The organism is uncultured Neglectibacter sp., assembly GCA_937958185.1.
Lineage (GTDB): Bacteria > Bacillota > Clostridia > Oscillospirales > Acutalibacteraceae > Acutalibacter.
The window spans coordinates 26,908-52,125 of the sequence record CALFFN010000003.1; the positions used below are offsets into that span (position 1 = coordinate 26,908).

At 51.3% G+C, this 25,218-nt stretch carries 20 protein-coding genes, 1 tRNA gene and 1 other RNA gene; 12 read left to right on the forward strand and 10 right to left on the reverse strand.

Annotation, left to right across the window (positions count from 1 at the left end):
• Nucleotides 1-22 precede the first annotated feature (22 nt).
• From AB8996_RS00275 to AB8996_RS00300, 6 genes are read right to left on the reverse strand one after another with little or no spacing between them, the layout of a single operon-like run.
• A complete protein-coding gene (locus AB8996_RS00275; RefSeq protein WP_369296967.1) occupies nt 23-1,021 on the reverse strand; it encodes a Gfo/Idh/MocA family protein in 999 nt (332 codons plus the stop codon).
• A gap of 18 nt (nt 1,022-1,039) precedes the next feature.
• The gene (gene pepT, locus AB8996_RS00280) at nt 1,040-2,248 is read right to left on the reverse strand and encodes a peptidase T (protein ID WP_369296968.1); all 1,209 of its coding nucleotides are present in this window, start codon (nt 2,246-2,248) and stop codon (nt 1,040-1,042) included.
• A 40-nt stretch (nt 2,249-2,288) separates the two neighbouring features.
• The gene (locus AB8996_RS00285; protein ID WP_369296969.1) at nt 2,289-3,167 is read right to left on the reverse strand and encodes a sugar phosphate isomerase/epimerase family protein; all 879 of its coding nucleotides are present in this window, start codon (nt 3,165-3,167) and stop codon (nt 2,289-2,291) included.
• 44 nt (nt 3,168-3,211) lie between these two features.
• Nucleotides 3,212-4,288: a 6-phosphofructokinase gene (locus AB8996_RS00290; RefSeq protein WP_369296970.1), complete on the reverse strand. Its 1,077-nt coding sequence runs from the start codon at nt 4,286-4,288 to the stop codon at nt 3,212-3,214.
• Between the two features lie 50 nt (nt 4,289-4,338).
• A complete protein-coding gene (locus tag AB8996_RS00295; RefSeq protein WP_369296971.1) occupies nt 4,339-6,459 on the reverse strand; it encodes an RNA degradosome polyphosphate kinase in 2,121 nt (706 codons plus the stop codon).
• A 12-nt stretch (nt 6,460-6,471) separates the two neighbouring features.
• Nucleotides 6,472-8,019 (reverse strand): hypothetical protein, encoded by a 1,548-nt coding sequence (locus AB8996_RS00300; RefSeq protein ID WP_369296972.1) that lies wholly within the window; start codon nt 8,017-8,019, stop codon nt 6,472-6,474.
• Nucleotides 8,020-8,284: 265 nt separating this feature from the next.
• Here AB8996_RS00300 and AB8996_RS00305 point away from each other — a divergent pair.
• The 5 genes from AB8996_RS00305 (at nt 8,285) to AB8996_RS00325 (ending at nt 12,156) form a co-directional block, all read left to right on the forward strand.
• A tRNA-Ser gene (locus AB8996_RS00305) sits at nt 8,285-8,370 on the forward strand.
• 305 nt (nt 8,371-8,675) lie between these two features.
• A complete protein-coding gene (locus AB8996_RS00310; RefSeq protein WP_369296973.1) occupies nt 8,676-9,116 on the forward strand; it encodes an 8-oxo-dGTP diphosphatase in 441 nt (146 codons plus the stop codon).
• Nucleotides 9,117-9,128: 12 nt separating this feature from the next.
• Nucleotides 9,129-10,523 (forward strand): asparagine--tRNA ligase, encoded by a 1,395-nt coding sequence (asnS, locus tag AB8996_RS00315; RefSeq protein ID WP_369296974.1) that lies wholly within the window; start codon nt 9,129-9,131, stop codon nt 10,521-10,523.
• 123 nt (nt 10,524-10,646) lie between these two features.
• On the forward strand, nt 10,647-11,174 hold the full coding sequence (locus AB8996_RS00320) for an RNA polymerase sigma factor (RefSeq protein ID WP_369296975.1): 528 nt from the start codon (nt 10,647-10,649) through the stop codon (nt 11,172-11,174).
• Complete coding sequence (locus AB8996_RS00325; protein ID WP_369296976.1) at nt 11,158-12,156, forward strand: hypothetical protein; 999 nt, start codon at nt 11,158-11,160, stop codon at nt 12,154-12,156. The genes AB8996_RS00320 and AB8996_RS00325 overlap by 17 nt, the downstream gene beginning before the upstream one ends.
• 66 nt (nt 12,157-12,222) lie before the next feature.
• Here the strand turns inward: AB8996_RS00325 and AB8996_RS00330 are convergent, their stop codons facing one another.
• Nucleotides 12,223-13,629: an amidophosphoribosyltransferase gene (locus AB8996_RS00330; RefSeq protein ID WP_369296977.1), complete on the reverse strand. Its 1,407-nt coding sequence runs from the start codon at nt 13,627-13,629 to the stop codon at nt 12,223-12,225.
• Nucleotides 13,630-13,895: 266 nt separating this feature from the next.
• Between AB8996_RS00330 and AB8996_RS00335 the strand changes: the two genes are divergently transcribed.
• Nucleotides 13,896-15,179 carry an aminotransferase class I/II-fold pyridoxal phosphate-dependent enzyme gene (locus tag AB8996_RS00335; protein WP_369296978.1) on the forward strand — a complete coding sequence of 428 codons (1,284 nt, stop codon included), beginning with the start codon at nt 13,896-13,898 and terminating at the stop codon, nt 15,177-15,179.
• A gap of 13 nt (nt 15,180-15,192) precedes the next feature.
• Here AB8996_RS00335 and AB8996_RS00340 read toward each other — a convergent pair whose 3' ends face one another.
• Both AB8996_RS00340 and AB8996_RS00345 read right to left on the reverse strand, forming a co-directional pair.
• Nucleotides 15,193-16,311 carry an AI-2E family transporter gene (locus AB8996_RS00340; RefSeq protein ID WP_369296979.1) on the reverse strand — a complete coding sequence of 373 codons (1,119 nt, stop codon included), beginning with the start codon at nt 16,309-16,311 and terminating at the stop codon, nt 15,193-15,195.
• A gap of 129 nt (nt 16,312-16,440) precedes the next feature.
• Nucleotides 16,441-16,803 (reverse strand): helix-turn-helix domain-containing protein, encoded by a 363-nt coding sequence (locus tag AB8996_RS00345; protein WP_369296980.1) that lies wholly within the window; start codon nt 16,801-16,803, stop codon nt 16,441-16,443.
• A gap of 85 nt (nt 16,804-16,888) precedes the next feature.
• Here AB8996_RS00345 and AB8996_RS00350 point away from each other — a divergent pair, with 85 nt between their 5' ends.
• The 3 genes from AB8996_RS00350 to rnpB all read left to right on the forward strand — a co-directional run bounded on the left by AB8996_RS00350 (nt 16,889) and on the right by rnpB (nt 21,099).
• Complete coding sequence (locus tag AB8996_RS00350) at nt 16,889-18,349, forward strand: nicotinate phosphoribosyltransferase (protein WP_369296981.1); 1,461 nt, start codon at nt 16,889-16,891, stop codon at nt 18,347-18,349.
• Between the two features lie 9 nt (nt 18,350-18,358).
• The gene (locus tag AB8996_RS00355) at nt 18,359-20,680 is read left to right on the forward strand and encodes an S-layer homology domain-containing protein (protein ID WP_369296982.1); all 2,322 of its coding nucleotides are present in this window, start codon (nt 18,359-18,361) and stop codon (nt 20,678-20,680) included.
• A gap of 75 nt (nt 20,681-20,755) precedes the next feature.
• An RNA gene (rnpB, locus tag AB8996_RS00360) (RNase P RNA component class A) lies at nt 20,756-21,099 on the forward strand.
• A 59-nt stretch (nt 21,100-21,158) separates the two neighbouring features.
• Here the strand turns inward: rnpB and AB8996_RS00365 are convergent.
• On the reverse strand, nt 21,159-21,872 hold the full coding sequence (locus AB8996_RS00365) for a nitroreductase family protein (RefSeq protein ID WP_369296983.1): 714 nt from the start codon (nt 21,870-21,872) through the stop codon (nt 21,159-21,161).
• A 265-nt stretch (nt 21,873-22,137) separates the two neighbouring features.
• On the opposite strand from AB8996_RS00365, the gene AB8996_RS00370 reads away from it, so the two are divergent.
• From AB8996_RS00370 to AB8996_RS00380, 3 genes are all read left to right on the forward strand, one after another.
• Nucleotides 22,138-23,190: a Gfo/Idh/MocA family protein gene (locus AB8996_RS00370; RefSeq protein ID WP_369296984.1), complete on the forward strand. Its 1,053-nt coding sequence runs from the start codon at nt 22,138-22,140 to the stop codon at nt 23,188-23,190.
• Nucleotides 23,191-23,208: 18 nt separating this feature from the next.
• Entirely contained in the window at nt 23,209-24,051 is an 843-nt protein-coding gene (locus AB8996_RS00375; protein ID WP_369296985.1) for a sugar phosphate isomerase/epimerase family protein, read from the forward strand.
• Nucleotides 24,052-24,223: 172 nt separating this feature from the next.
• Complete coding sequence (locus tag AB8996_RS00380; RefSeq protein WP_369296986.1) at nt 24,224-25,114, forward strand: YitT family protein; 891 nt, start codon at nt 24,224-24,226, stop codon at nt 25,112-25,114.
• Nucleotides 25,115-25,218 lie beyond the last annotated feature (104 nt).

Sequence of the window (25,218 nt, forward strand, 5' to 3'; positions counted from 1 at the left end):
TTTATTTGGAAAGAAAAGAAACTTAATCAGTGTCGCTGGGGAAATGAATGTCCATCTGCCTGCGCAGTTCTTCCATGTACTCGGAGACCATGACGCTCAGTTCCATGCACCGCTGATACTCAGCGCGGGAAGCTTCCGGCTCGGTAATATAGCGGTAGAGATCCTTTGCTTCCCAGCCCATGAGCTGGAATTTTTCGTCCGTGTCGCCGTACAGGCTTTCCACGGTCTTGTCCTTGTGCCAGAGGGAAATTCCCGCCAGCCTGGAAATGGAATCCACCCGCACAGTGCCCTCCATGCCCTGGAAATCACTGTTTGCGCCAGCCTGCCCCAGCTTGGAATAGGTCAGCGTTACCAGCTTATCTGGATAACGCAGGGTAACGATACCGCTGCCGTCCAGTCCGCTGCGGGTGGGCAGCATATCGGCGTGGACGCTTTCCGGCTTTCCAAACAGCGCCAAAGCGGGATAAACACAGTAAACGCCCAAGTCCATCAAAGCCCCTGTTTCCAGCGCCGGATTGAAAATATTGGGCAGCTCGCCGGAAAGATAGGAGTCCAGCTTGGAAGAACGCTGGCAGAAATCCAGCTTGACAAGGGAAATAGGGCCAATCGTTTTCAATGCGTCTTCCAGGATTTTTCTTTGGGGGAGATGGAGAAACATAATGGCTTCCAGAAAAATCACACGGCGCTCCTCGGCAATTTTCTGCAGCTCCCGCACTTTTTCCGCCTGGGCGCACAAGGGCTTTTCACAGATTACGTGCTTCCCGTGCTGCAAAAAAAGCTTGCATTGCTCATAGTGGAACGCGTTTGGGCTTGCCACATACACAGCGTCAAGCTCGGGGGAAGACGCCATTTCCGCAAGGTCTGTGAAAACGGATTTCGCTCCATGCTTTGCGGCATATTCCCTTCCCCGCGCTTCAGTGCGGGAATAGACGGCAGTCAGCTCCCATAACCCGCTGTCCTTTGCGCCGTGAATGTATTCATCAGTGATCCAGCCGGAGCCGACTGTGCCAAAACGCAGCATACAGTTTCCTTTCTCCGCTTATTCTGCCTGGCAGACCGCGGTTTTGATAATATTTTTGATTATTTCCATGTCCTCCAGCACCACATATTCCTGCTTGCTGTGGGCATTTCCTCCGCCAGTGCAGATATTGGGGCAGGGGAGACCCATGAAAGACAGGGTAGCTCCGTCCGTGCCGCCGCGCACCGCCGTGCTGTATGGCTCCACGCCGTTTTCACGCATGGCTTTTTCCATGGATTCAATGATCTCCATGTGAGGCGCGATCTGCTCTTTCATATTATAGTAGGAATCGTGGATAGAGATAGATACCGGGTGAGAAGGATATTTTACATTCAAATAGGCAGCAGCCTGCTCCATCAGATCCTTTTTGTCCTGAAAACATTCCTTGTCGTGGTCACGAATCAGGAATTTCAGCACAGCATGCTCTACCTCGCCCTGCATGCTGTCCAGATGGAAAAATCCCTCATATCCCTCCGTGCATTCCGGCACGGCATTTTTGGGCAGCAGGGCACAATACTCCAGCGCAATGGAAGAGGCATTTATCATTTTTCCTTTCGCGCCCCCGGTGTGGGTGCTTTTGCCCGAAAACTCGACCACAGCGGACGCGGCATTGAAGTTTTCATAATCCAGACCGCCCAACGCACCGCCGTCTATCGTGTAGGCATAGTCGCAGCCAAATCCTGCAACGTCGAAATGATCGGCGCCCTCTCCGATTTCCTCATCGGGGGTAAAGCCCAATTTTACGGTACCGTGGGGTTTCTTTTCCCGAATGATTTCCTCCGCGGCACATAAAATCTCCGCAATCCCCGCCTTATCGTCTCCACCCAGCAGAGTAGTGCCGTCGGTGGTGATAAGCGTTTTTCCTATATGCTTTTCCAGAGCGGGAAATTCGGCAGGGGAAAGGGTCAAACCGCTGCTGCCCAGAGGAATCACTTCGCCGTCATAGTTTTTGACGATCTGCGGGCGGATATTTTCTCCGCTGACCCCTCCGTAGGTATCCATATGGGCGATGAAACCAATGGTGTTTTTTCGGGGTTCCGTGGCGGGAATGGTGCCGTACACATAGCCCATGTCGTCCATATAAGCGTCTTCCATGCCGATGGCTTTCATGCGCTCTACAATGTGCGCACCTAAAGCCTTCTGCCCGGGGGTGCTGGGGGTGGTATGAGTGGTTTCATCTGAACCTGTGCTGTATGAAACTAAATCGAGAAAGGTCTCCTGTAAAGACATAAGCTGTAGCTGCCTTCTTCCTTAAAATATGTGTGGAAAATTACGCTTCGTCCCAGTAGCGCTTCAAATTAGCAAGCCCAATGCGCAGCGCCTCCACAGGCTCTTCCATGCCTTCAAACTCAATGGCGATGGTGTCGTCATATCCGGCAGCCTTTAAGGTGTGTAAGCACTGCTTCACGGGCACGTTGCCGTGTCCAATGATAGTGCCCCGCAGGAAGTTGCCTGCTCTGGTGCGGAAGGAGCCTTCGCCAGGGTCGGCGTCATAAAAGCTCTTCCAAACAAAATCCTTGGCATGGACGTATTTTACATACGGTGCGACCCGTGCTACAGCCATAGCGGGGTCTTCATCGGCGCACATAAAATTGCCCATATCGCAGAGCAGGGCAAAGTTCGGGTGATTTACCTCGTTGTAAAGCTTTTCCACACGCTCGGAATCCTGAGAGAAAAAGCCGTGGTTCTCCGTCATGGTCATCACACCTTTGGCGGCGGCGTATTCCGCGACCTCTCGAATGGGCGCGACTAAAGCGGGGATCACGCTGTCATAGCTGCCGCTTTTGCCGGAATCCTTCAAAAAGCCCTGGGTAACGTCATGGCGCATTCTGGGCGCGCCCAAAGCTGCTGTGAAATCCACGTAGCGCTTCACGCGTTCTACTTCCTTTGCGGTGTCGCCGTCGGAACCGTTCAGGAAATCCGCGCCGATCGCCACAGAGGAGATTTCCAGACCGTATTTGTCGGCTTGTGCCCGGATTTCCTTTGCGCGCTGGGGCATTTCCTCCGGGGGACAGTCCACGTTTACAAAGTCTACGACTTCGATAGCATCAAAGCCCAGCTCCTTTGCCTTGGCGATACACTCCATCGGGGTCAGCTCACCCTTGCGGATCGCCTTGAAAAAGCTGTAGATACTTACTGAAAATTTCATGATGTATCCTCCTGATACTTTGTCTTTTATTGGGAGTGCGTTTCTCAATCGCCGAAGCTGATGCCGATCTGCCGTGCTGCCTGAATTTCACTGCAATCCACAGGAACAGCCTTCAGCTTGCCGGCAACGTCCTGCAGCGGAACGGGAACGGTTTCCCCGTTTACAACGCCCACCATGACGCCGAAGCGTTTTTCTTTGATGAAGCGCGCCGCCGTAGCGCCCAGCCGGGTACACAGCACGCGGTCATAAGCACAGGGGCTGCCGCCGCGCTGGAAATGACCGGGAACGCACACGCGAATTTCGTTGTCGATTTTCTCCTGCAATTCCTCTGCAATGCGGTAAACGATAGAGGGGTGCTTGAAATCGGCTCTGGCTTTTTTGAACTCTTTTTTGGACAGGGCAGCTTCTTCCTTGGAGATAGCGCCTTCGGCAACTGCCAAAATGGAGAACTTCTTTCCCTTTTCAATGCGGTTGTTCAGGGTTTTGGCGATTTTATTGATGTCATAGGGGATTTCGGGCAGCAGGATCACGTCTGCGCCGCCGGCAATACCGGCAGACAGCGTCAGCCAGCCTACCTTGTGTCCCATAACCTCCACGATAAAGATGCGCCCGTGAGAGGTGGCGGTGGTGTGAATGCAGTCGATGACATTGGTGGCGATCTCCACAGCGCTGTGAAAGCCAAAGGTGATATCCGTGCCCCAGATGTCGTTGTCGATGGTTTTGGGCAGGTGAATGACGTTCAACCCTTCCTCCCGCAGCAGGTTGGCGGTTTTTTGGGTGCCGTTTCCGCCCAGGATCACCAGACAGTCCAGCTTCATTTTCTTGTAGTTGTCTTTCATGGACTTGACTTTGTCAACACTGGTTTCGTCGATGACCCGCATGGTCTTAAAGGGCTGGCGGGAAGTGCCCAGCAGGGTGCCGCCCAAAGTGAGAATGCCGGAGAAGTCCGACTCCTTCATCAGCGTGTACTCGCCGAAAATCAGCCCCTTGTAGCCGTCCTTGATGCCGTAGATTTCCACATTGTCGCCGAACTCCTCATACAGTCCCTTGGCGACGCCGCGGATCGCAGCGTTCAGACCTTGACAATCTCCGCCACTGGTGAGAATACCTACTCTTTTCATACTGTTTGCTCCTTCCTGATTTTGAAAAATATCGCAGAACAGAATACCTGTTACCGGGTATCCGTTTCCTCCGCAGAATGAATGGGGATCAGCGGGCTATCGTTGATTTCCGGCTTTAATTCCGCAAGCCGTGCCTTTGCCTGCTGATAGAATGCCAGCTGGCTGCTGAACGCAGGTCTGCCGCGCCGGTTGACATGGTGGTAGCTGGTGTCGGAAGACATGCTCCTGGCATTGGTATTATCGTTCAGGAGGGTCTCCAAAATGCCGAAAGCCCGTTCTTTCAAATCGGGGTCCTCCACCGGGAACACAAGCTCGATACGCCTGTCCAGATTACGGGGCATCCAGTCGGCGCTGCCCAAATAAATTTTTGGCATTCCGGCGTTTTCAAACCGAAAAATACGGCTGTGCTCCAAAAGCTGCCCTACAATGCTGATTACGCTGATATTTTCGCTGATTCCCTCCAAGCCGGGGATCAGGCAGCAAATGCCGCGCACCACCAGCTTGACGGGTACGCCTGCCTGGGACGCCTCATACAGCAAGCCGATAATTTCCGGGTCCACCAGGGAGTTGACCTTTGCGGTGATGCCGCAGGGCAGCCCCTGCCGGGCGTTGACGGTCTCCGCCTTTATCATGCGGACAAAGAAATTCCGCATTCCGTGAGGGGCGACCACAAAGTGGCTGTACTCCGGCGGGCGGGAATACCCGGTGATCACGTTGAACAGGGAAGACGCGTCTGCGCCATATTGATCGTTGCAGGTGAACATTCCCAGATCGGTGTAGATTTTGGCGGTAGAGTCGTTGTAGTTGCCGGTGCCCAGATGGAGATAACGCCGAATGCCGTCCTCTTCCTGCCGTACCACCAGCGCAATTTTGCAATGGGTCTTTAAGCCGTGGAGACCGTAAATGACATGGCACCCGGCTTTTTCCAGCTTGGTTGCCCAGTTGATATTATTCTCCTCATCAAAACGGGCCTTCAGCTCTACCAGCACCGTGACCTGCTTCCCGTTTTCCGCCGCTTTGATCAGCGCCGCAACAATGGGCGAATTTCCACTGACACGGTACAACGTCTGCTTGATGGCGAGTACATTTTCGTCCTGTGCGGCGCGCTCGATAAACTGTACCACGCAGTCGAAGCTTTCGTAGGGGTGGTGCACCATTCTGTCCTTTTCCCGAATGGCTTCAAAAATGTCGTCGTAGCCCCAGAAATCCGCAGGCGCTACCGGGCGAATGGGCTGGAAGCAGAGATTCTCAAACCCGTCCACTCCTGCAAATTTGGAGAAGAAAGTCAAATCAAGGGGACCGGGTAGCTGATAAATCTCATTCTTCTTGATTTTCAGCATATCAATGAGGAAGCTGCGAATGTTTTTGTCGCATTTCTGCAGCAGCTCCAACCGCACAGGACGACCGCGTTTCCGCCGTTTGATGGATTTTTTTACCTCGCTCATGAAATCTTCCGCTTCTTCGTCGATTTCCAGATCGGAGTCTCTGGTAATGCGGAAGGGGCAGGAAGCCTTGATCTCATGAAGCTCAAATAAATCTGCCAGCTTATAGGTGATGACGTCTTCCAGCAGGGTGAATACCCTGCCGTCCTGAGAGGGCAGCTCCAGAAAACGGGGAAGAATGGAGGGCACCTGCACGATGGCAAAGAACTTTTCGTCTTCCTTGTGCTCCTTACTTTTCAGGTAGACGGCAATATTCAGCGATTTGTTGGCAAGCAGAGGGAACGGACGGCTGCCGTCTACCGCCAAAGGGGTGAGAACGGGGAACAGCACCCGGTTGAAATATTCGGAAAGATAAGAAAGCTGCTCGGGGTTCATTTCCTCACAGGTCAGAAAACGGATCCCCTGCTGGCGCAGCGCCGGAACAATGGAGCGGTGCAGGCAGGAATACTGCTTCTCCATAAATTTATGTGTCTTTTCTTCCAGCTCCTGCAACAGCTCGGCAGGGGAAAGGTCAAAGCTCTCCTTGGGTTTGTGGTTCGCGCTTACCTGAGCCTTTACTCCGGCAACGCGCACCATGAAAAATTCATCAAGATTTGAGCCGGTAATTGCCAGAAAGCGCAGCCGCTCCATCAAAGGGTTTTCCTTTTTCGTGGCTTCCTCCAGCACGCGGGCGTTAAAGTCCATCCAGCTCAGTTCACGGTTATAATAGGGCATTTTTTTCTCTGCCATGAGAATCACCTCTTACAATTCAAATTTGATGGAAAGCTCGGGGGAAAGACCGAACACGTCCTTGAAAAACTGCGCGGATTCCGCAAACGCCCACTGCTCCAGCAGGGTGTCGCTGGAAACAGCCGCCTTGAACAGCACCCGGTCCTCCTCAATGGAAACCTTCAAATTTTGCAGCTTTTCCCGATGAGATTTATCCAGAGCGTTGGCAATGCGGAAAATCGCCGCCAATTTGGAAACTACCAGCTTTTCCTTATTGCTCAGCCGGGCAAATTCCGGGTTTTCTTCTATGGAGAGGCGGTCGGAAATACTTCCCGTTACAAACGCCACCTCCAAAGCCTCCGCTTTGCTCAGCCCGAACAGGTCCATATCCTGAATCAAATTGAAGGTGCACTGGTTATGCTGGCGGACGCTGACAAAGCTCCCGCAGCTGTGCAGAATGGAGGCAAGCTCCAAAATCAGTCGCTTGGAGGGATCCAAGCCGTGAATATGCTTCAGCTTGTCGAAAATGTGGCAGCTGCAATCCCGGATATATTGGGAATGCTTCAAATCGCAGCCAAAGCGCTGGGCGGTAGTTCTTGCGCATGCCAGAGCGCTTTTTCGGAAATAGGCGATCCGTTCCGTATCCGCCTTTGAAGAAAGCATACAGCGGATCACCGCTTCGGAAATGTCGGCTGTGGGGGCGCAGACCGTCTTCGTGTTTGGAGAGAACCGAAGCATTGCCTGGTAAATGGCAAGCGCCGTGTAGAGAATAGCGGCGTCCTGCTCCTTGATGCCGTAGCGTGTACCAATCGCTTCCGGGGTCAGGGAACGCAGGGAGCCGTACAATTCAGAAAGCCGCTCCGTACCGAACTGATAATAGTTTTTCTCACATTTTGCACCGCAGAGCCGGGCGACCAGATCGATCTGTGAGCCGGTAAGGATCAGATTTTGAATGGGGAATTCAGAAATAGCAATGCGGTTCAGGACAGTATCCAGATATTCTTCCACTACTGTGTGGAAATCCCGGGCAACGTTCCGCATTCGGTGCAGCACCTCATAAAGCTTCAGCGCGCCGATGGAGATATTCTGGAAATAGAGGATTTTTGCGCCGTCGTACACGGCAATGCCGATACTGCCGGAGCCTACGTAGGCAATCACGGAATTGCCGGTTTTCAGGCAGTCCGCGTCCTTCAGCTTTGTGGCGATTTCAGAATAAATGTACGCCTTTTCCTGACTGTCGTCCAGCACCGTTACGTCAAGATCATTGCGGACCCGGAGCTGGTCTATCACCAGCGAACGGTTTTTCGCGTCCCGCAGCGCGGTACAGGAAATGACCTTGGGCTTTTGGATATTGTAGGTCAACAGCGCGGAAGAGAATTTTCTCAGCACGGAGGAAAGCTCCCGCAGGCTGTCGAAGCTGACCGTTCCCGTTTCAAATACATCATAGCCCAACCGCAGGGGATATTCCAGCGAATCCAGCAGGGAAACAGTCCCCTTGGAAAGCTGGGAAACGCGCATTCGTACATTGTTTGTCCCGATTTCGATAACTGCCGCAGCATTGGCAGCGGTCTTTTTATTCAAGCAAATCCCTCCAACAAATCTGCTTTTGAAAACAGACGGATTTCTTTCATTTCTGGCGGGTAAAAGCACCCCATGCCCTGAAAAGGAGAAAAGAACAGATGAAATTGCAACTTTGTGGACATTATATCAAATTTTCACAGAACATTCAAATGATTTTTTGGAAAAAGCTATATTTTTTCTCTCTTTTTTCCAAAAGGAATTTTTTTGGAAAAAGTGCTTGATTTTTCACCGCATATTGGATATAATAGGAAAGCCGTAAGGATATGGAGAGGTATTCTAATGGTAAGGAGCCACATTGGAAATGTGGTGTGCCGCAAGGCATTGTGCGTTCGAGTCGCATCCTCTCCGCCATGTCGCAAAAAGTCCGCTTTGCGGACTTTCCTGAAAGAAGCCTTTCCTTTGGAAAGGCTTCTTTTTCGCAAATTCGTTGCCTTTGCAAGCACAGGCATTACGCCTCCGCTGCACTACCAACTTTTTTCGGGTGAGGACAAAGGTTTCTTTCATGCCATAAACTCTTTTTCGTTTTCAGTCTTTTTGTGGGACAGAAGAACGCATTTCCCGTTCTTTTCTTTTTTCTTGCAAAGCGGGACGGTTTGCAATATAATAAGGGATACACGAAAGCGTTGGAAAGGAGAAGCCGGAAAATGTCCAGAGAAGTGAAAGCTGAATTAGGCAACCTGTGCATGGTGTGCAGCGGCAGCCAGGTGCTGGTGCAGAACCGCCCCGCAGCGCACGGCTGGTCCGGCATTGCCTTTCCAGGCGGGCATATAGAGCCGGGAGAATCCATCACGGATTCTGTCATTCGGGAGGTCTTCGAGGAAACAGGGCTGACACTGCATGAGCCAAAGCTCTGCGGCGTGAAAGACTGGATGCAGGAGGACGGTTCCCGCTATATCGTGTTTCTTTATAAATGCAGCGATTATTCCGGGGAGCTGAAGTCTTCCGAGGAAGGGGAGGTATTCTGGGCAGAGCGGGACAGCCTGCCCGGTATGAATCTTTCTTCCGGCATGAAGGAAACGATAGAGGTCTTTTTTGAGGATTCCCTCAGCGAATTATATTATGATACCGACAACGATTGGAAAATCAATTTGAAGTAAGGAGAAAGCAGTATGAAACATCAGGTAATTTCTGCATTTTATCAGGATTTGGACAGCTATGCCGGGAAAACGGTCACCGTCTGCGGCTGGGCGCGCTCCATTCGTGATTCCAAGGCTTTGGGCTTTATCGACCTGAACGATGGTTCTTCCTTCAAGGGCGTCCAGGTAGTTTTTGAGGACGGGAAAATCGACAATTTCAAGGAGATCGCTTCCCAAAACGTAGGGGCGGCGCTCATTGTGACAGGCACCCTGCTTGCCACCCCGGAAGCAAAGCAGCCCTTTGAAATTCACGCGGAGAAAATAGAGATCGAGGGCGCTTCCACGCCGGAATACCCCCTGCAGAAAAAGCGCCACTCTGTGGAATATCTGCGCACGATCGCTCATCTGCGCCCCCGCACCAACCTGTACAGCGCGGCGTTCCGCATTCGTTCCGCGGCTGCCATGGGGATCCATAAATTCTTTCAGGAAAACGGCTTTGTCTACTGCCACACGCCCATTTTCACCGCAAGCGACTGCGAGGGAGCGGGCGAGATGTTCCAGGTGACCACCCTTGACTTGGAAAATGTGCCGAAAACCGAAGACGGGGCAGTGGACTATAAGCAGGATTTCTTCGGAAAAAAGACTTCACTGACAGTTTCCGGGCAGCTGGAAGTGGAATGTATGGCGCAGGCGTTTGGCAAGGTGTACACCTTTGGTCCCACCTTCCGCGCGGAAAACTCCAACACCACCCGCCACGCGGCAGAGTTCTGGCAGATCGAGCCGGAGATCGCCTTTGCGGATTTGAATGACGATATGGACGTGATCGAAGCTGCCATCAAGTATGTGATCCGTTATGTCATGGAGGTCTGCCCGCAGGATATGGAATTCTGCAACACCTTTGTGGATAAGGGCTTGGTCGAGCGGCTGCGGCACGTGGCTGATTCCGATTTTGTCCGGGTCTCCTATACGGACGCTATCAAAATTTTGGAACAGCACAACGATGAATTTGAGTTTAAGGTCTCCTGGGGCGCGGACATTGCCACAGAGCACGAGCGTTATCTCACCGAAAAGCATTTCGGCAAGCCGGTGTTTGTCACGGATTATCCCAAGGAGATCAAGTCCTTCTATATGCGCCTGAATGACGATGGAAAAACGGTTGCCGCCACCGATCTGCTGGTTCCCGGCATCGGTGAGCTGGTAGGAGCCAGCCAGCGGGAGGAGCGGTACGATGTGCTGCTGGACCGCATTCACGAGCTGGGCATGAAAGAGGAGGACTACTGGTGGTACCTGGAGCTGCGGAAGTACGGCGGCACGAAGCATTCCGGCTTTGGCATCGGCTTTGAGCGGCTTGTCATGTACCTGACCGGCATTGAAAACATTCGGGACGTGGCGCTGTTCCCCAGAACTCCCGGGGCTGTAGAATTTTAATCGTTAGAACTTGAGAATTAGCTGTAAAAGGGCAAAGGGCTTCCAGATTTTGGGACCCTTTGCTTTTTTACAAAAATTTGTCAGGAATCGGCAGGCTCATTCGTATTACAGGTGAAAGCGCTTTTGAAAGATACAGTCGGAAGGAAGGTGGTCAGGACGAAAGCAATCGATGAGGCAGAGACGGAGCGGTTGGTGGAAGCCTATTCCGATATGATACTGCGGCTGAGCTTCACCTATCTGAAATCCACACAGGACGCGGAGGATATCTGCCAGACGGTGTTTCTCAAGCTGCTGGCGTCCGGGAAAAGCTTCGACAGCCCGGAGCACGAAAAGGCATGGATCGTACGTACGGCAATCAACGCCTGCAAGGACGAGCTGCGTGCTTTCCGCAGGAAAGCTGTCGCTCTTGACAGCCTGGCGAAGACTGCCGCGCCGCCCGCACCGACCTCGGATACCCTGGACGCGGTGATGGCTCTTCCGCAGAAATACAGAGAGGCGGTATATCTTTTCTATTACGAGGGCTATTCCATCAGAGAGATCGCGAAGCTGCTGCACAGAAGCGAAGCTGCGGTGTCCGCCCATTTGAGCAGGGGCAGGAAACAGCTTTATGACAAAATTTTAGGGGGCGAAACGAATGAGCAACAGGCATGAAAATGATAGAATGGAACACAGAATGGCACAGGAGCTGGAATATTGCACAGCTCTGGACGAATTGAAGTTTTCCTCGGAAGCAAAAGGCCGAATGCGGCAAAGGCTGGAACGCACCGCACAGGCGCCCCAAAAGCCCTGGCACATAAGGCGCATGGTCATTGCGGCGGCAGTCTGCGTTCTCCTGTTGTCTCTTACAGTTGGAGCGGGAGCGGTGAAATCTCTGCTGTCCGCAAGGGAAGCAGCCGATGCGCTTGGCTGGGGGAAGATTTCCGCAGCCTTTGAAAAGGGAAGCGTCATTGAAATGGATCAGGAGGAAAGGGTCGGCGATTATATTGTACGACCGATGGCGATTGCCACCGTGGAGGATTCTGACAAGATTCCCGTTTCTCTGAAAACAGGGCACAGCTATGTGATACTGTCCTTCCGCCGGGCGGACGGCACGGCTATCCCGGACTCTATTGAGCGAGTGGAATATGATCTGGAAAGGCTGTCTGATGACTATAAGTGTGAGCTCCTGATTTCCGGGATACCTACCGATGTAGTGAATTCCGCCACCATGGGACAGTCAGGCTGTTTGATGGTGATGGACGGCATCTGCTACAGAGTGATTGATTGCACGAACCTTGAAGTTTTCGGCGATCGTACGGTCTATCTTGCCGTTTACGACAGTCCTTTTGAAACGGAACAGTTTGGCACCGTCCATGCTATAGCTGAGGATGCTCTGAAAATGAAGGAGGACGGCACCATAGATTATTTTGAGGATTTTCCCAACCCTCATGCGCTGTTCACCCTGCCCTTTGAGGAAGACAAGGCTGACCCGGAGCGCGCTCAGGAATACCTGGATTCCTTAGACACCTATCGGAATTGGGTGAATAATACCGGAATGTACGCGCCGGGAAACGGCGCCGATTACAGATCGTTCCAGGATGTGCTGGAGCTTTTTAAACCCTATGAAGAGCGAGGGGAAGTTCCCACGCATTGATCGTGCCGCGAGAAAAGGGACTGTTGCGTTTTGCAACAGCCCCTTTTTCACCGTTTTCGGTATGTATCATTCTTTTCCGTTCCAGCAGTAGGTGCACAGCTTACATTTGTCGATGCCCACGGAATCCATCAGGTCGTCCAGGCGGTGGTACCGCAAAGAGGAGAAATGCCCGTTTTTTCCGATAATATCTATCATCTTCTGGTATTCCGGCGTTTCCGGGTCAGCATATTTTTCGATGTCCTTCGGTTCGGCGGTGCCCTCCATTTCCTGGATAGCACGGCGGGTGGCAAGCTCGGTCAGGGAAGTGGAGCGGGAGAAATTCAAATATTTACAGCCATAAAGCAGCGGCGGACACGCCGGGCGGACATGAACCTCTTTTGCACCGTGCTGATAGAGGAAATCCGTGGTTTCCCGCAGCTGTGTGCCCCGGACGATGGAGTCGTCAATCAGCAGCAGGCTGCGGTGGCGAATCAAATCGTGCACGGGAATGAGCTTCATTTTTGCGATGAGATTCCGGCTGCTCTGCATGGTCGGCATGAAAGAACGGGGCCACGTCGGCGTATACTTGATCAGGGGGCGGGAGAAAGGAATGCCGGATTCGTTGGCGTAACCTACCGCGTGGGCGGTGCCGGAATCGGGAACGCCTGCCACGATATCAGGGTGCGCGTTGTCCCGTCTGGCGAGCATTGCGCCGCACTGGTACCGCATTTGTTCTACGCTGACTCCCTCATAGGAGGAGGAGGGGTAACCGTAATAGACCCACAAAAAAGTGCAGATTTTCATTTCCTTTCCGGGCTGCACCAGCGTGACCACGCTTTCCGGCGTAATGACGGCGATCTCACCGGGACCTAATTCCCGCTCCTCGGTATACCCCAGATTCAAATAGGCAAAGCTTTCAAATGCGACGCAGCGGGCGTTGTCTTTCTTGCCCACGGCGACAGGGGTGCGCCCCAGCCTGTCTCTGGCGGCGTAGATTCCCTGGGGGGTCAGAAGCAGCATGGTCATGGAGCCGTCGATGGTCTGCTGGGCGTACTGAATGCCCTCGATCAGATTGCCCCGCTGATTGATGAGCGCCGCTACCAGCTCTGTTGCGTTGACTTCTCCGCCGCTCATTTCCAGGAAATGGGAATATCCGCTGTCAAAAAGCTTCTGGACGATCTTATCGGTATTGTTGATCTTCCCCACGGTGACAATGGCATAGGTGCCGTGATGAGAACGCACGATCAGCGGCTGCGGCTCATAATCGGAAATGCAGCCGATGCCTGTCCGTCCGTGCATGGCGGAAACGTCCTTGTCAAACTTTGTGCGAAACGGAGAGTTTTCAATGTTGTGGATCGCTCTGTCAAATCCCTTTTCTTCGTCATAAACTGCCATTCCGGCGCGCCTAGTGCCCAAATGGGAATGGTAATCCGTTCCGAAGAACAAATCAAACATGCAATCTTCCTTGGAAGCTACACCAAAAAATCCGCCCATGCTTTCTGTACTCCTTTTTTGAAAAGATAGGTACATTATAGCATACAGTGGAGAAAACTGCAATTTTTTTCGAGGTTTCAGAGGGGTGCACAGAAAAAGTGAAAAAGTTTATCCTGAATCATGCAAAACGTAAAATTTGCAAGATTTTATAAATTGACTTGCATTTTTAAGCGGAGTATATTAAAATAGACAACGTTGCACTGCAAAAATGAAAATCGCAGAGATTTTTTGATTCAAAGCCTGACAATGGAGAAGGAGATGCTCTGATGAAGCTGACGGCAATGACCAATGATGAGATACGCAGGATCAATCAGGACGCAATTCGAGAGTATGAGGATTTCAAAAGTCAAAAGCTGGAACTGACAATGGCGCGGGGTATGCCATGCGCCGAGCAGCTCGATCTGGCATTGGGCGTTTTGGAAGCCCTCCATGCCCGCAGTGAATTTGCCAATTCCAAGGGCGATGATTGCCGGAACTACGGCGTGTGGAACGGTCTTCCGAAAATGCGGGCGATTTTCAGCGATATGATTGGGGTTCCCGCCGACCAGATCGTGCTGGGAAACAATTCCAGCCTGCAAATGATGTTTGACTGCATTTCTCAGGGCTATACCCATGGCTTTGGCGGCTGCGAGCCGTGGTGCAAGCAGGAAAAGATAAAATTCCTCTGTCCTGTGCCGGGCTATGACCGCCATTTTGCCGTAACGGAGTATTTTGGTTTTGAAATGATCCCTATTCCCATGCTGAAAACGGGACCTGATATGGACATTCTGGAAGAGCTGGTCAACAAAGACCCCACCGTAAAAGGCTGCTGGTGCGTGCCAAAGTATTCCAACCCTACCGGCATCACCTACTCTGATGAAACGGTACGGCGGTTCGCAGCGCTGCGTCCTGCCGCAAAGGATTTCCGCATCATGTGGGACAACGCCTACTGCGTTCACGATCTGACCGATACGCCGGACACCTTATTGAACCTCTATGAGGAATGCCTGAAGCAGGGAACGGAGGATCACGTGCTGTTCTTTGCCTCTACCTCTAAAATTTCTTTCCCCGGCGCCGGTGTTTCCGCTTTGGCGGGCAGCGAAAAAAGCATTGCGGAGATCAAAAAGCGCATCACTGTCCAGACCATCGGACCTGATAAGCTGAACCAGCTCCGCCACGTCCTGTTCTTGCATGATATCGAGGGCGTCCATAAGCTGATGCAGGGTCATCGGGAAATTTTGGAGCCGAAATTTCAGCTGGTGCAGAATGCTTTACAGGAGGAGCTGGGAGATTTGGGGATCGCCAAATGGAGCAAGCCCAACGGCGGCTATTTTGTGAATTTGGACGTGATGAACGGCTGTGCCAAACGGGTGGTCAATCTGTGCAGGGAAGCCGGCGTGGTCCTGACCGACGCCGGGGCGACTTTCCCATACGGCAGTGACCCCAACGACAGCAATATCCGTATCGCTCCCACCTTCCCGCCAAAGGAAAAGCTGGCACAGGCAATGCACCTGCTTTGTATCTGTGTTCGGCTGGCGGCGTCGGAAAAGCTGCTCTCCGAAAGGGCATAAAAGGCGCGTTTGTTTATTGGTTGGATTCGGCGGAGGTATCTTCCGCTGGGTCCTTTTTTATTTCGGAAAATTTCGGCAGCGCCCCGGTTTCCCGGAACACAGAATATAACGTGAAAAATCCTAAAATGTACAGGAAAATCCAAAAGCTTTTTCCCACCAGGGAAAAATATACCGCCGCCAGCATGGCAAGAGGGTGGATCTTGATGGTGGAGGAAATCAGCTTCGGCTCTAATATCTGCCGGATCAGGCTGACAATTGCCCAGCCGATCAGCAGTCCCACCACTTTTGCGTATTCGCCGATCAGAAGATGGTAAACCGTCAGCGGAACGAATATAAAGCCCGGACCCAGTACCGGGAGAACATCTGCTACCGCCGTGCCAAGGGAAATCGCCAGCGGGTAGGAAACCGATAAAATATTCAAAATGACATAGGTTTCGCAAAAGGTGATAAAATAGAGGAAAAGATAAGAAAACAGGTATTTCTGTCCCACGCCTCCAGAGCTGTGCATTGCTTCCTTTATTTGTGAGGCGGCGTGGGAGCTGAGCAGGTTTTTCAGCCAGTCCTTCAATTTATCCATATCCCTGGCAATAAAAAAGGCTGACACCATCATCACGATAAGCAGAATGACAATGGTAGGCAGGGAAGACAGGATTTCCAGCACAACGCCGAGAGCGCCTAAGATGAATTCCATGCTGTTTTGCAGCCGTTCCAAAAGCTGCTCCTGGCTCTGCCCCCAGAACTCTAAATGAAATTTTTGCAGGTAGGTTTCTATTTTTCGGAAGAACTCCGATACCGGCTGGGAAAACTCCGCAAACCCGTTTTCCGAAGCCCGTACCAGAAAGCTGGTGATCTCCTGAATGGCAATGACACAGAGAAACACGGTGGCGGCGCTCAGCAGAAGAAAAGTGAGAACAGTCACGATAGAAGTGGACAGTGTGTGGTTCCAGTGCAGCTTATTGTCAAAAAAACGAATGACAGGCTGCACCGCGGCGGCGACCAGCAGACCCAGCAAAAAGGGGAGAGTGAAGAAAAAGGTGCTTTTCCAAACCAGAAACAACAGCGTGTAACCAGCCCAAAACAGGAGCAGCGGAAAGATTCGCCGTAACTCCCTGCCCTGCAGCAGATGCTTCATCAATACCACCTCGCCTCGCTGAAATTCTACTCAGTAGTATGAACTGTTTTTTGCCGGATTTTCAGCGCGAAAAGTTTTTTGCAAAAGAAAAACCATCGGAAAACCGATGGTAAAGATGTTTCAAAACGCTCAGGATCCTTTTCCTGTAAGGAGCCAGACAACAGGAACATTCAAAATTTCAGAAAGCGCCAGCAGCTCAAAATCCGTGACAAAACGGATCTGCCCTTCCAGCTTGGAAAGCCCCGAGGCGTTCAAATCTACCCCGCGCACCTGCAGCTGGGCAAGCAGCTCTTTTTGCTTCATTCCCTGGCTTTTTCGTGCTGTTTCCACTCTGGAACCGATCAGGTTTTTATCGCCCAAGGGTTTGTTTCGCGGTCGCATGGCGCTTTCCTCCTGTCCCGAATCATGTGATGACACATCAATTATAGAAGAAATCCCGGAGAAAATCAACAGATTTCCTTCGTGGCGATTTTTTTGCCGGTCAGTTTCCAAAAATCGGGAAAAAATTGCTGTACTTTTCCGCAGAAACTGGTATAATGAAAAAAATGTTTTGACTCTGAAAGGCAGGGAGATCGAATTGAGCAAAAACTTTTACGATAAGGACAGTAACCTTACCATGTTAACGGATTTCTATGAGATCACCATGGCAAACGGTTATTTCGCCAACGGTTTTCGGGATACTATTTGCTATTTTGATATGTTTTTCCGCAAGGTGCCGGATAACGGCGGCTTTGCTATCATGGCAGGCGTGGAGCAGCTGGTGGAGTATTTGAAAAACCTTTCCTTCTCTGAGGAGGATATTGATTTCCTGCGCTCCAAAAATATTTTCAGCGAGGATTTTCTGGCATATCTGCGGGATTTCAAATTTTCCTGCGATGTGTGGGCTGTTTCCGAGGGTACGCCGATTTTCCCCGGCGAGCCGGTCGTCACCGTCCGCGGACCGGCAATTCAGGCGCAGTTTATCGAAACCATGGTGCTGCTCTGTATCAATCACCAGAGCCTGATCGCGACGAAAGCGAACCGTATCGTCCGCGCGGCGCAGGGCCGCGGGGTGATGGAGTTCGGTTCCCGGCGGGCGCAGGGCTTTGACGGCGCTGTTTACGGCGCAAGGGCCGCTTATATCGGCGGCTGTGTGGGCACGGCCTGTACTATCAGCGACCAGATGTTCGGCGTGCCTGCTCTGGGGACCATGGCGCACAGCTGGGTACAGCTTTTTGATACGGAATATGAGGCGTTTAAGGCATACGCGGAGGCATATCCCACGAACTGCGTGCTGCTGGTGGATACCTACAATGTGCTGAAATCCGGCGTTCCCAATGCCATCAAGGTCTTCAATGAGGTCTTGGTTCCTCAGGGATTTCGTCCGGCAGGCATTCGCATTGACAGCGGAGACATCACTTATCTGTCCCGGAAAGCCAGAAAAATGCTGGACGACGCCGGGTTTGAGGACTGCCAGATCTGCGCGTCCAACTCTCTGGACGAGTATATCATTCGGGATATGCTAATGCAGGGGGCAAAGGTGGATTCCTTCGGCGTGGGCGAGAGAATGATAACCTCGTCTTCCGAGCCTGTTTTCGGCGGCGTATACAAGCTGGTGGCAGTAGAGAAGAAGGACGGCACACTGGTGCCGAAGATCAAAATCAGCGAAAACGTGGCAAAAATCACCACGCCCTGCTTCAAGAGCGTCTGGCGCTTATTCGACAGAGAGACGGATAAGGCGATCGCCGACGTTATCACCCTGCATGGGGAAGAGATCGACGATGAGAAGCCCTACACCATTTTTGACCCCAACCACACGTGGAAGCGCAAAACCGTGGAAAATTTCCATGCGGTGCCGCTGATGAACCAGATTTTCAAAAACGGCGAATGCCTGTACACGCCCAGGGCGCTGAAAGCTGTCAAGGCCTACTGCATGGCGCAGGTGGACACCTTGTGGGAAGAAGTGACCCGGTTCGAGAACCCCCACACCTATTATGTGGATCTTTCCCAAAAGCTGTGGGAGGAAAAGAACCGCCTGCTTTCGGAGAAAAATTATTGAGGAAACAATATGAAAACCAAAGTCGTAAAAATTGTTTGCTTCTTGCTGACAGCGATATTTTTCTTTTCGATTCCCGCATATGCCGCTTCAACTTCCGACAGCGGAATGGAAAAGCTGTTTCAGGTACAAAGTCACGCTCCATATGTTTCGGGCATCGGAAACAATAAATTTGGTCCCGATAAGCGAATAACCAGGGCGGAAACTGCCCAAATGTTATATAATCTTTTACTTGAACAAAGTGTTGTTACAGAAACGATATTTTCAGACGTTCCCATCAGCAGTTGGTATGGACAAGCTGTTAATGCTTTGGCACAAATTGGCATATTTCGCGGATATGGGAACGGCACATTTAGACCAAATAGCTTTATCACACGAGCAGAGCTGGTAACCGCATTAGCAGCTTGTACTTCATCAATCGATGCTGATGTCGGTTTCTCTGATGTTTCAGAAAAGCATTGGGCGCGCAAATCCATTGCGGCTGCTAATTTTTACGGGTGGATCAAAGGGTATCCCGATGGAACGTTTCGCCCTAACGACCCCATTACCAGAGCGGAAACGGTAACGATCCTGAATCGTGCTTTGGGGCGTACTGGAAATGGCTTTGCGGAAAATCGTACCGGGAAATATTTTACAGATATATCAAAAAAGCACTGGGCGTATTCAGATATTGTGGAAGCCAGCGGAGCCGTTGCATTTTCGGATTTTTCCAATCCTGACGATAAGCGGCAGATGGTCGTTACTGCGTCCGGACTGAACTTGCGTAGTGGTCCTGATATAAATTCTCCTGTTTTGGTGGTGTTGTCTAAAAACACTTTACTGAATTGTATTGACAATGCTCATGCGCCGTGGATTCACGTGAGCACGCAGGAGGGGTTACAGGGATATGTTCATAAAGATTACATAGAAGAATATGTTCCCAATACAAATCCTGCAAAACAGATTAAATTGTCGGCTTTCTCCGCCACGATAGCTCAGTATCAATCGTTCCGTTTAGACGGCATTTCTGAACCACAAACCTCTCTGCGGTGGAGCAGCAGCGATACAAGCATTGTGACAGTTTCGGTGATGCGGTACGGTGAAGGCGATGAAAGTTGTTTTCTCTATGGAAAATCTCCGGGAACCGCTGTGGTTCGCTGCTCAGATTACAGTGGGAATGCTTTGACCGAATGTACCGTGAACGTACAAAATCCTGAGCCTATCAGATTCGCTTATACGGAGCCCAATCGAATAACAGCGGATTCGGAAGCAAAAATTATCGCCATCACTGATAAAGACAAGCGTAATGTTTCCTTTGTCGTGGAAAACAGTTATGGGCAACAGGTTCTCAGCCAGAATAGTTTCACCTCCACAGCAGAACACTACGGAGAACACGAAACGCGGGTGTTCCAGTGTCCGATAAAGTCTTTGAAGCCGGGGGAATACCGTGCCAAAGTATCCGCAGGAAGCAGCCACCTTACCTTTGAATTTGCAGTTCATACATCGGAAGCATTTCACATAACTACCGAATCGTCGCGTGATATCAGCGATGCAATGATTGGTTTAATCATGGAATACGAATCCTATGTTCCTGTGGTTTGCGATGATGCCGCAGCGCCGAAAAATCCAACTGTTGGATATGGCTTTGTGGTAAACACCAATGAGAGCTTTTACAATTATATGACGCCGAGAGAAGCAAAGGCACTGCTGGTTCAGCAAATCAAAAAGAATTATGGAAGCGCTGTTAACAATTTCAGAGAGAAATATAATCTGCGAATGAGCCAGAGCCAATACGACGCACTGGTATCTTTTACATATAATCTGGGTCCCGGATATATTAACGATCCAACCAGCAATTCTCTGTTTACCAGTATCTTAAACGCGGTTGTCCCTCCCGACAATTTGAACGCAGCACATTCCTGCCCGGCTGTCTTGAATGTAAAAAATGCCGATTTGTTTGCAACGCCATCGAAAAACGGTAAAGTAAAATCTACCGTTAAGCGGGGTTCGGCGCTTCAAGTGATTGGCGTACAGAGGAACGCTCAAAGCAAGGAACTGTGGTATCAGGTGAAGGTCGGTTCGGATAGCGGATGGATGCGGGGAGGAAATATTAGCCTGAAGCTAGCCGGAGCGGTTCATGACCTCAACTATGTGGACAGCATGACGTTTTCGACCTATTTGTTGCAGTATCACCATGTTGACACTGCTTGTAAGCCGGGATTGCTGTATCGGCGGCTGAGAGAAGCAAAATTATTCAATCATGCGGATTATGAACAGGCTTCTTCCAGAAATTCATACTCTACAAAAAATACATATCACTATATTTATCCTGACTGTATGAAGGCATATGAATAGGACGGTTCAATTTTATCATGTTGTGGAGAAAATGACTTGACAAATTGAGATGAAAACTTTAGAATGGTGCCATTGTGAGCAGGCTGAACAGTTGCGGATACAGCGCGAAAGCGCGTATCTGAGGAAAGTCCGAGCTCCTCAGGGCAAGAATAACGGCTAACCGCCGCCGGGGGCGACCCCAGGGATAGTGCAACAGAGAGATACCGCCGATTTTTCGGTAAGGGTGGAAAGGCGAGGTAAGAGCTCACCGGCATGCAGGAGACTGCATGACCCTGTAAACCCTATTCGGAGCAACACCGTGGAGGAACATGAAGCGTAGCCCTGCGCGTTCCGAGGAGGTGGCGTGAACCTGTCGGCAACGGCAGGTCAAGATAGATGACTGTTCCAGACAGAACTCGGCTTACAGGTCTGGTCACATTGTATACAAGAAACCGGAGCATTCCTTTGGGGGACGCTCCGGCTTTTTGCGTTTTCTGTCTTATTTTTCTTCGCCTGTCCAGTTTTTCAGGATTTCCTTTGCCGACCGCTCCATTTCCAGAGCAAAATCAGAGGTGTACTTGTTTTCGCAGATACGCTTTGCCCGGTCGTCCTTGCAGAAATCCTGCATTTCCTGAGCATTCAAATCACGGTACTGGTTTTCAAAGACGATGGTTTCCTTTGGGAAACGGGGCACCAGCGGGCGTTCTTTCTGCTGCTCGGTGGGGTAGCCCAATACCAGCATGGAAACAGGGGCGACATATTTGGGCAGATGGAAAATTTCCTGATGGGTCTCCCATTGCTCAATGATATCGCCGATATAGCAGGAGCCAATGCCCAGGCTTTCCGCAGCCATGCAGGCGGCGTGGGCGGCGATCATGGCGTCGTTCATGGAAAGCATGAAATCGCTCAGCCGGGGAGCGGGAGGCGTGCAGCCTGCTTCCTGGAATTTTCGATACCAGCGGCGGTAATCCGCCAGAAAGACCAGCACCATCGGCGCGGTGGCAATAAAGGGCTGATGGTCGCAGGTCACCGCCAATGTATCCTTGAGCTTCTGGTCGGTAATATCCAAAATGGAATAAAGCATCAGATTTCCGGCGGTAGGCGCCCGCATCGCCGCTTGCAGAATGGCTTCTTTCACATCGGCAGGAATTTCTTTTTCCTCGAAAGCCCGGATAGATTTCCGCTCCATCATCATTTGAATCGTTTCGTTCATGGCAGACCCTCCTGAAATAGTGGTGTTTCATACCAAAGATACTGTTTTATCCCTGTGTTTGTCAAGTGTTTTGCGGGAAATGCCGTCTCCTGAAAAAAGAGAAGAATTTTTCTTGTGAAATATGCAGTAAGGAACAGGGGAAAATCTGTCAGTATTTTTGGAAAATTCGTTTGCAAAAGGGGAAGGGATAGGGTATAATCGCCATAGACTGATATGGTGTCGGTCAAGCCAGCGTGGAAATGCGCTGTAAAAGGAGGAGTTCGGTATGATAAAGGTCGGTATTATCGGCTGCGGCACGATCGCAAACGCCGCGCACATTCCCTCTTACAGGAATAACCCCGAAGCGGAGATCAAATATTTCTGCGACATTATTCCTGAAAGGGCGCAGGCTGCCGTGGATAAGTATCACTGCGGCACAGCCGTGGCAGATTACCACGATGTTTTGAACGACCCTGAGATAGAGGCGGTTTCCGTCTGCACCCCCAACAATGTCCATGCGCAAATCGCCATCGACGCTTTGCGCGCGGGGAAAAATGTCCTCTGCGAAAAGCCCGCCGCCCGGATATATTCGGAAGCGCTGGAAATGCAAAAAGCTCAGCATGAGTCGGGCAAGGTGCTGAATATCGGCGTTGTCAATCGCTTTAACGACAGCGTGAACCGTATCAAGCAGTACATTGACGAGGGAAGGCTGGGAAATATCCATCACGTCTATGTCAGCTTCCGGGCGCATCGGTCCATTCCCGGGCTGGGCGGCGCGTTTACCACCAAGGCGATTGCCGGCGGCGGCGCATTGATCGACTGGGGCGTACACTATCTGGATATCGTTATGTACTGCTGCGGCGACCCGAAGGTGAAGACCGTGACCGGCGAGACCTTCTGCAAGCTTGGTAAGGACATGAAAAACTATGTCTACACCGATATGTGGGCAGGACCGCCGAAGTATGACGGCACCTATGACGTGGACGATTCCGTTACCGCAATGATCCGCACGGCAGGTCCCGTTATCACCGTAAACGGCGCGTGGGCGCAGAATATCGGCGAAGAGGATCGGTATATTGATTTTATGGGAGATAAAGCGGGAATCCGCCTGCGCTACGGCGCCGATTTCACTCTGTATACCACGGAGAACGGTGCACTGGTGCAGTACACGCCCCAATTCCCCACGCGCGACCATTTTCAGAACGAGATTGACGCTTTCCTCCGCTGCATCAGGACCGGGGAAAAGCTGCCTTCTCATATTGATACCGTGATCGTCACTGCCGAAATGATGCAGGCGATTTACGATTCTGCCGAGCAGCACAAAGAAATCGTCTTATAAAAGAGAGGAGTTTTTCTGATGTATCCATTTTCTATCGGCGTTATGCTGGATTCCTTCCGCACTGAGTTCCCGGCTGCTTTGGACAAAGCGCAGGCGCTGGGCGCAAAAGGCATTCAGGTCTATGCCACGCGCGGCGAAATGTCCCCGGAGCAGATGAGCGCGGAAAAGCGAAAAGAATTTTTGAAAGCTGTCAAGGACCACGGTCTGGTCATTTCTGCATTGTGCGGCGATTTGGGTCAGGGCTTTGTGAAGCCAGACCTGAACCCGGAGCTGATCGAAAAGTCCAAGCGCATTCTGGACTTGGCAAAGGATTTGGAAACTGATGTGGTCACCACCCATATCGGCGTTGTGCCGGAAGATAAAGAGCACCCCAGATATGCCGTTATGCAGGACGCCTGCGGCAAGCTGGCGGAATATGCCGATTCCATGCAGGCACATTTTGCCATTGAGACAGGTCCCGAAAAGGCGGCTACTCTGAAAGGCTTTTTGGACGGGCTGCATTCTACCGGCGTCGCCGTAAACCTTGACCCTGCAAACTTTGTCATGGTGACGGGAGACGACCCGGTCCAGGCAGTGTACACGTTGAAAGATTATATCGTCCACAGCCATGCCAAGGACGGCCGCCGCCTCTACTACCGTGACCCGGAAATCCTGTACGGTATGGTGGAATCCGATATGCTGGCGGACACTTCCTTTATCGAGCTGCCTTTGGGCGAGGGAGACGTGGATTTCCCCAACTACCTGAAAGCGCTGCATGAGATCGGCTTCCAGGGCTTCCTGACCATCGAACGTGAGGTGGGGGACGACCCCGAAGGAGACATCGGCGCGGCTGTCCGCTTCCTGGAAGAGCTCATTCGATAAACTGTAAGAATACTGACCGGCGCAGTGAAAGCTGTGCCGGTTTTCTGTCTTCTTTTTGAAAAACAGTTGTAAAATGGGGAATACTGTGGTAAAATCGGTGAGGTTTTTGAGAAAAAATCGGAGCAAACTGAATCGTGAAGTGCAAAACAGCAGAATTTTCGAGGTGTCGGTCATGGAGAATGAACAAAAAGGGCGGAATTTGCTTTCCCGGCTGGGTATGCCAAACCTGAAAACCTTTGGGATCGTGAATTTGGGAGTTTTGCTCCTGTCCGTCGGAGTTTATTTTTTCAAATTTCCCAACCATTTTACCACCGGGGGCGTCAGCGGCATTTCTATTATCCTTGGCAATGTCATTCCCTTTTTGTCGCCGGCGACCATGATGTCCATTATCAACGTTTTGCTGCTGATTGTCGGCTTTCTCTTTATCGGGCGGGAATTCGGCGTGCTGACCACATATTGCAGCCTGATGTTTTCCTTTGAAACGTGGCTGCTGGAAAAATTCGTCCCGATGACGGCGCCCTTTACGGACCAGCCCCTGTTAGAGCTTTGCTTTGCCATTATGCTGCCTGCCGTAGGCTCTGCGCTGCTCTTTAACTGCAACGCTTCCAGCGGCGGCACTGACGTGGTTGCCATGATTTTGAAAAAATACACGACCCTGACCGATATCGGCAAAGCGCTTTTTGTCAGCGACAGCCTGATCGCCGTTTCCTCCTGCTTCATTTTCGGCATGAAAACCGGGCTTTTTTCCCTGCTGGGTTTATTCTTAAAAGCGTTTGTTGTGGATTCTGTCATCGAAAGCATCAATCTCTGCAAGTTTTTCTCTATCGTCACCTCCAAGCCGGAGGAACTCTGCGACTATATCATTCACACGCTGAACCGAAGTTCTACGGTCCTTGACGCACAGGGGGCGTATTCCCACTCGGACTGCAAGGTGGTCCTCACCGCCTGCAAGCGCGGAGAAGCGGTAAAGCTCCGCCAAAAGCTGAAAGAGATCGACCCCCATTCCTTTATGTTCATTACAAATACCAGCGAAATTATCGGCAAAGGCTTCCGTTCGGTATGAGCTGCTTGAGAGGTTGCCTGGGCTTCCTCTCTTTTTTGTAAAATTTGAAAAAACTAAGCGTAAGTGCTATAATGTCTTCAAGCTGTCGTTCGGAAGTAGCTTTG

Bases quoted from the DNA above. Each gene is read 5' to 3' on its own strand.
- AB8996_RS00275 (WP_369296967.1), bottom strand. From the start codon at position 1,021: ATGCTGCGTTTTGGCACAGTCGGCTCCGGCTGGATCACTGATGAATAC.
- pepT (WP_369296968.1), bottom strand. From the start codon at position 2,248: ATGTCTTTACAGGAGACCTTTCTCGATTTAGTTTCATACAGCACAGGT.
- AB8996_RS00285 (WP_369296969.1), bottom strand. From the start codon at position 3,167: ATGAAATTTTCAGTAAGTATCTACAGCTTTTTCAAGGCGATCCGCAAG.
- AB8996_RS00290 (WP_369296970.1), bottom strand. From the start codon at position 4,288: ATGAAAAGAGTAGGTATTCTCACCAGTGGCGGAGATTGTCAAGGTCTG.
- AB8996_RS00295 (WP_369296971.1), bottom strand. From the start codon at position 6,459: ATGGCAGAGAAAAAAATGCCCTATTATAACCGTGAACTGAGCTGGATG.
- asnS (WP_369296974.1), top strand. From the start codon at position 9,129: ATGAAACATCAGGTAATTTCTGCATTTTATCAGGATTTGGACAGCTAT.
- AB8996_RS00325 (WP_369296976.1), top strand. From the start codon at position 11,158: ATGAGCAACAGGCATGAAAATGATAGAATGGAACACAGAATGGCACAG.
- AB8996_RS00330 (WP_369296977.1), bottom strand. From the start codon at position 13,629: ATGGGCGGATTTTTTGGTGTAGCTTCCAAGGAAGATTGCATGTTTGAT.
- AB8996_RS00335 (WP_369296978.1), top strand. From the start codon at position 13,896: ATGAAGCTGACGGCAATGACCAATGATGAGATACGCAGGATCAATCAG.
- AB8996_RS00340 (WP_369296979.1), bottom strand. From the start codon at position 16,311: ATGAAGCATCTGCTGCAGGGCAGGGAGTTACGGCGAATCTTTCCGCTG.
- AB8996_RS00355 (WP_369296982.1), top strand. From the start codon at position 18,359: ATGAAAACCAAAGTCGTAAAAATTGTTTGCTTCTTGCTGACAGCGATA.
- AB8996_RS00365 (WP_369296983.1), bottom strand. From the start codon at position 21,872: ATGAACGAAACGATTCAAATGATGATGGAGCGGAAATCTATCCGGGCT.
- AB8996_RS00370 (WP_369296984.1), top strand. From the start codon at position 22,138: ATGATAAAGGTCGGTATTATCGGCTGCGGCACGATCGCAAACGCCGCG.
- AB8996_RS00375 (WP_369296985.1), top strand. From the start codon at position 23,209: ATGTATCCATTTTCTATCGGCGTTATGCTGGATTCCTTCCGCACTGAG.
- AB8996_RS00380 (WP_369296986.1), top strand. From the start codon at position 24,224: ATGGAGAATGAACAAAAAGGGCGGAATTTGCTTTCCCGGCTGGGTATG.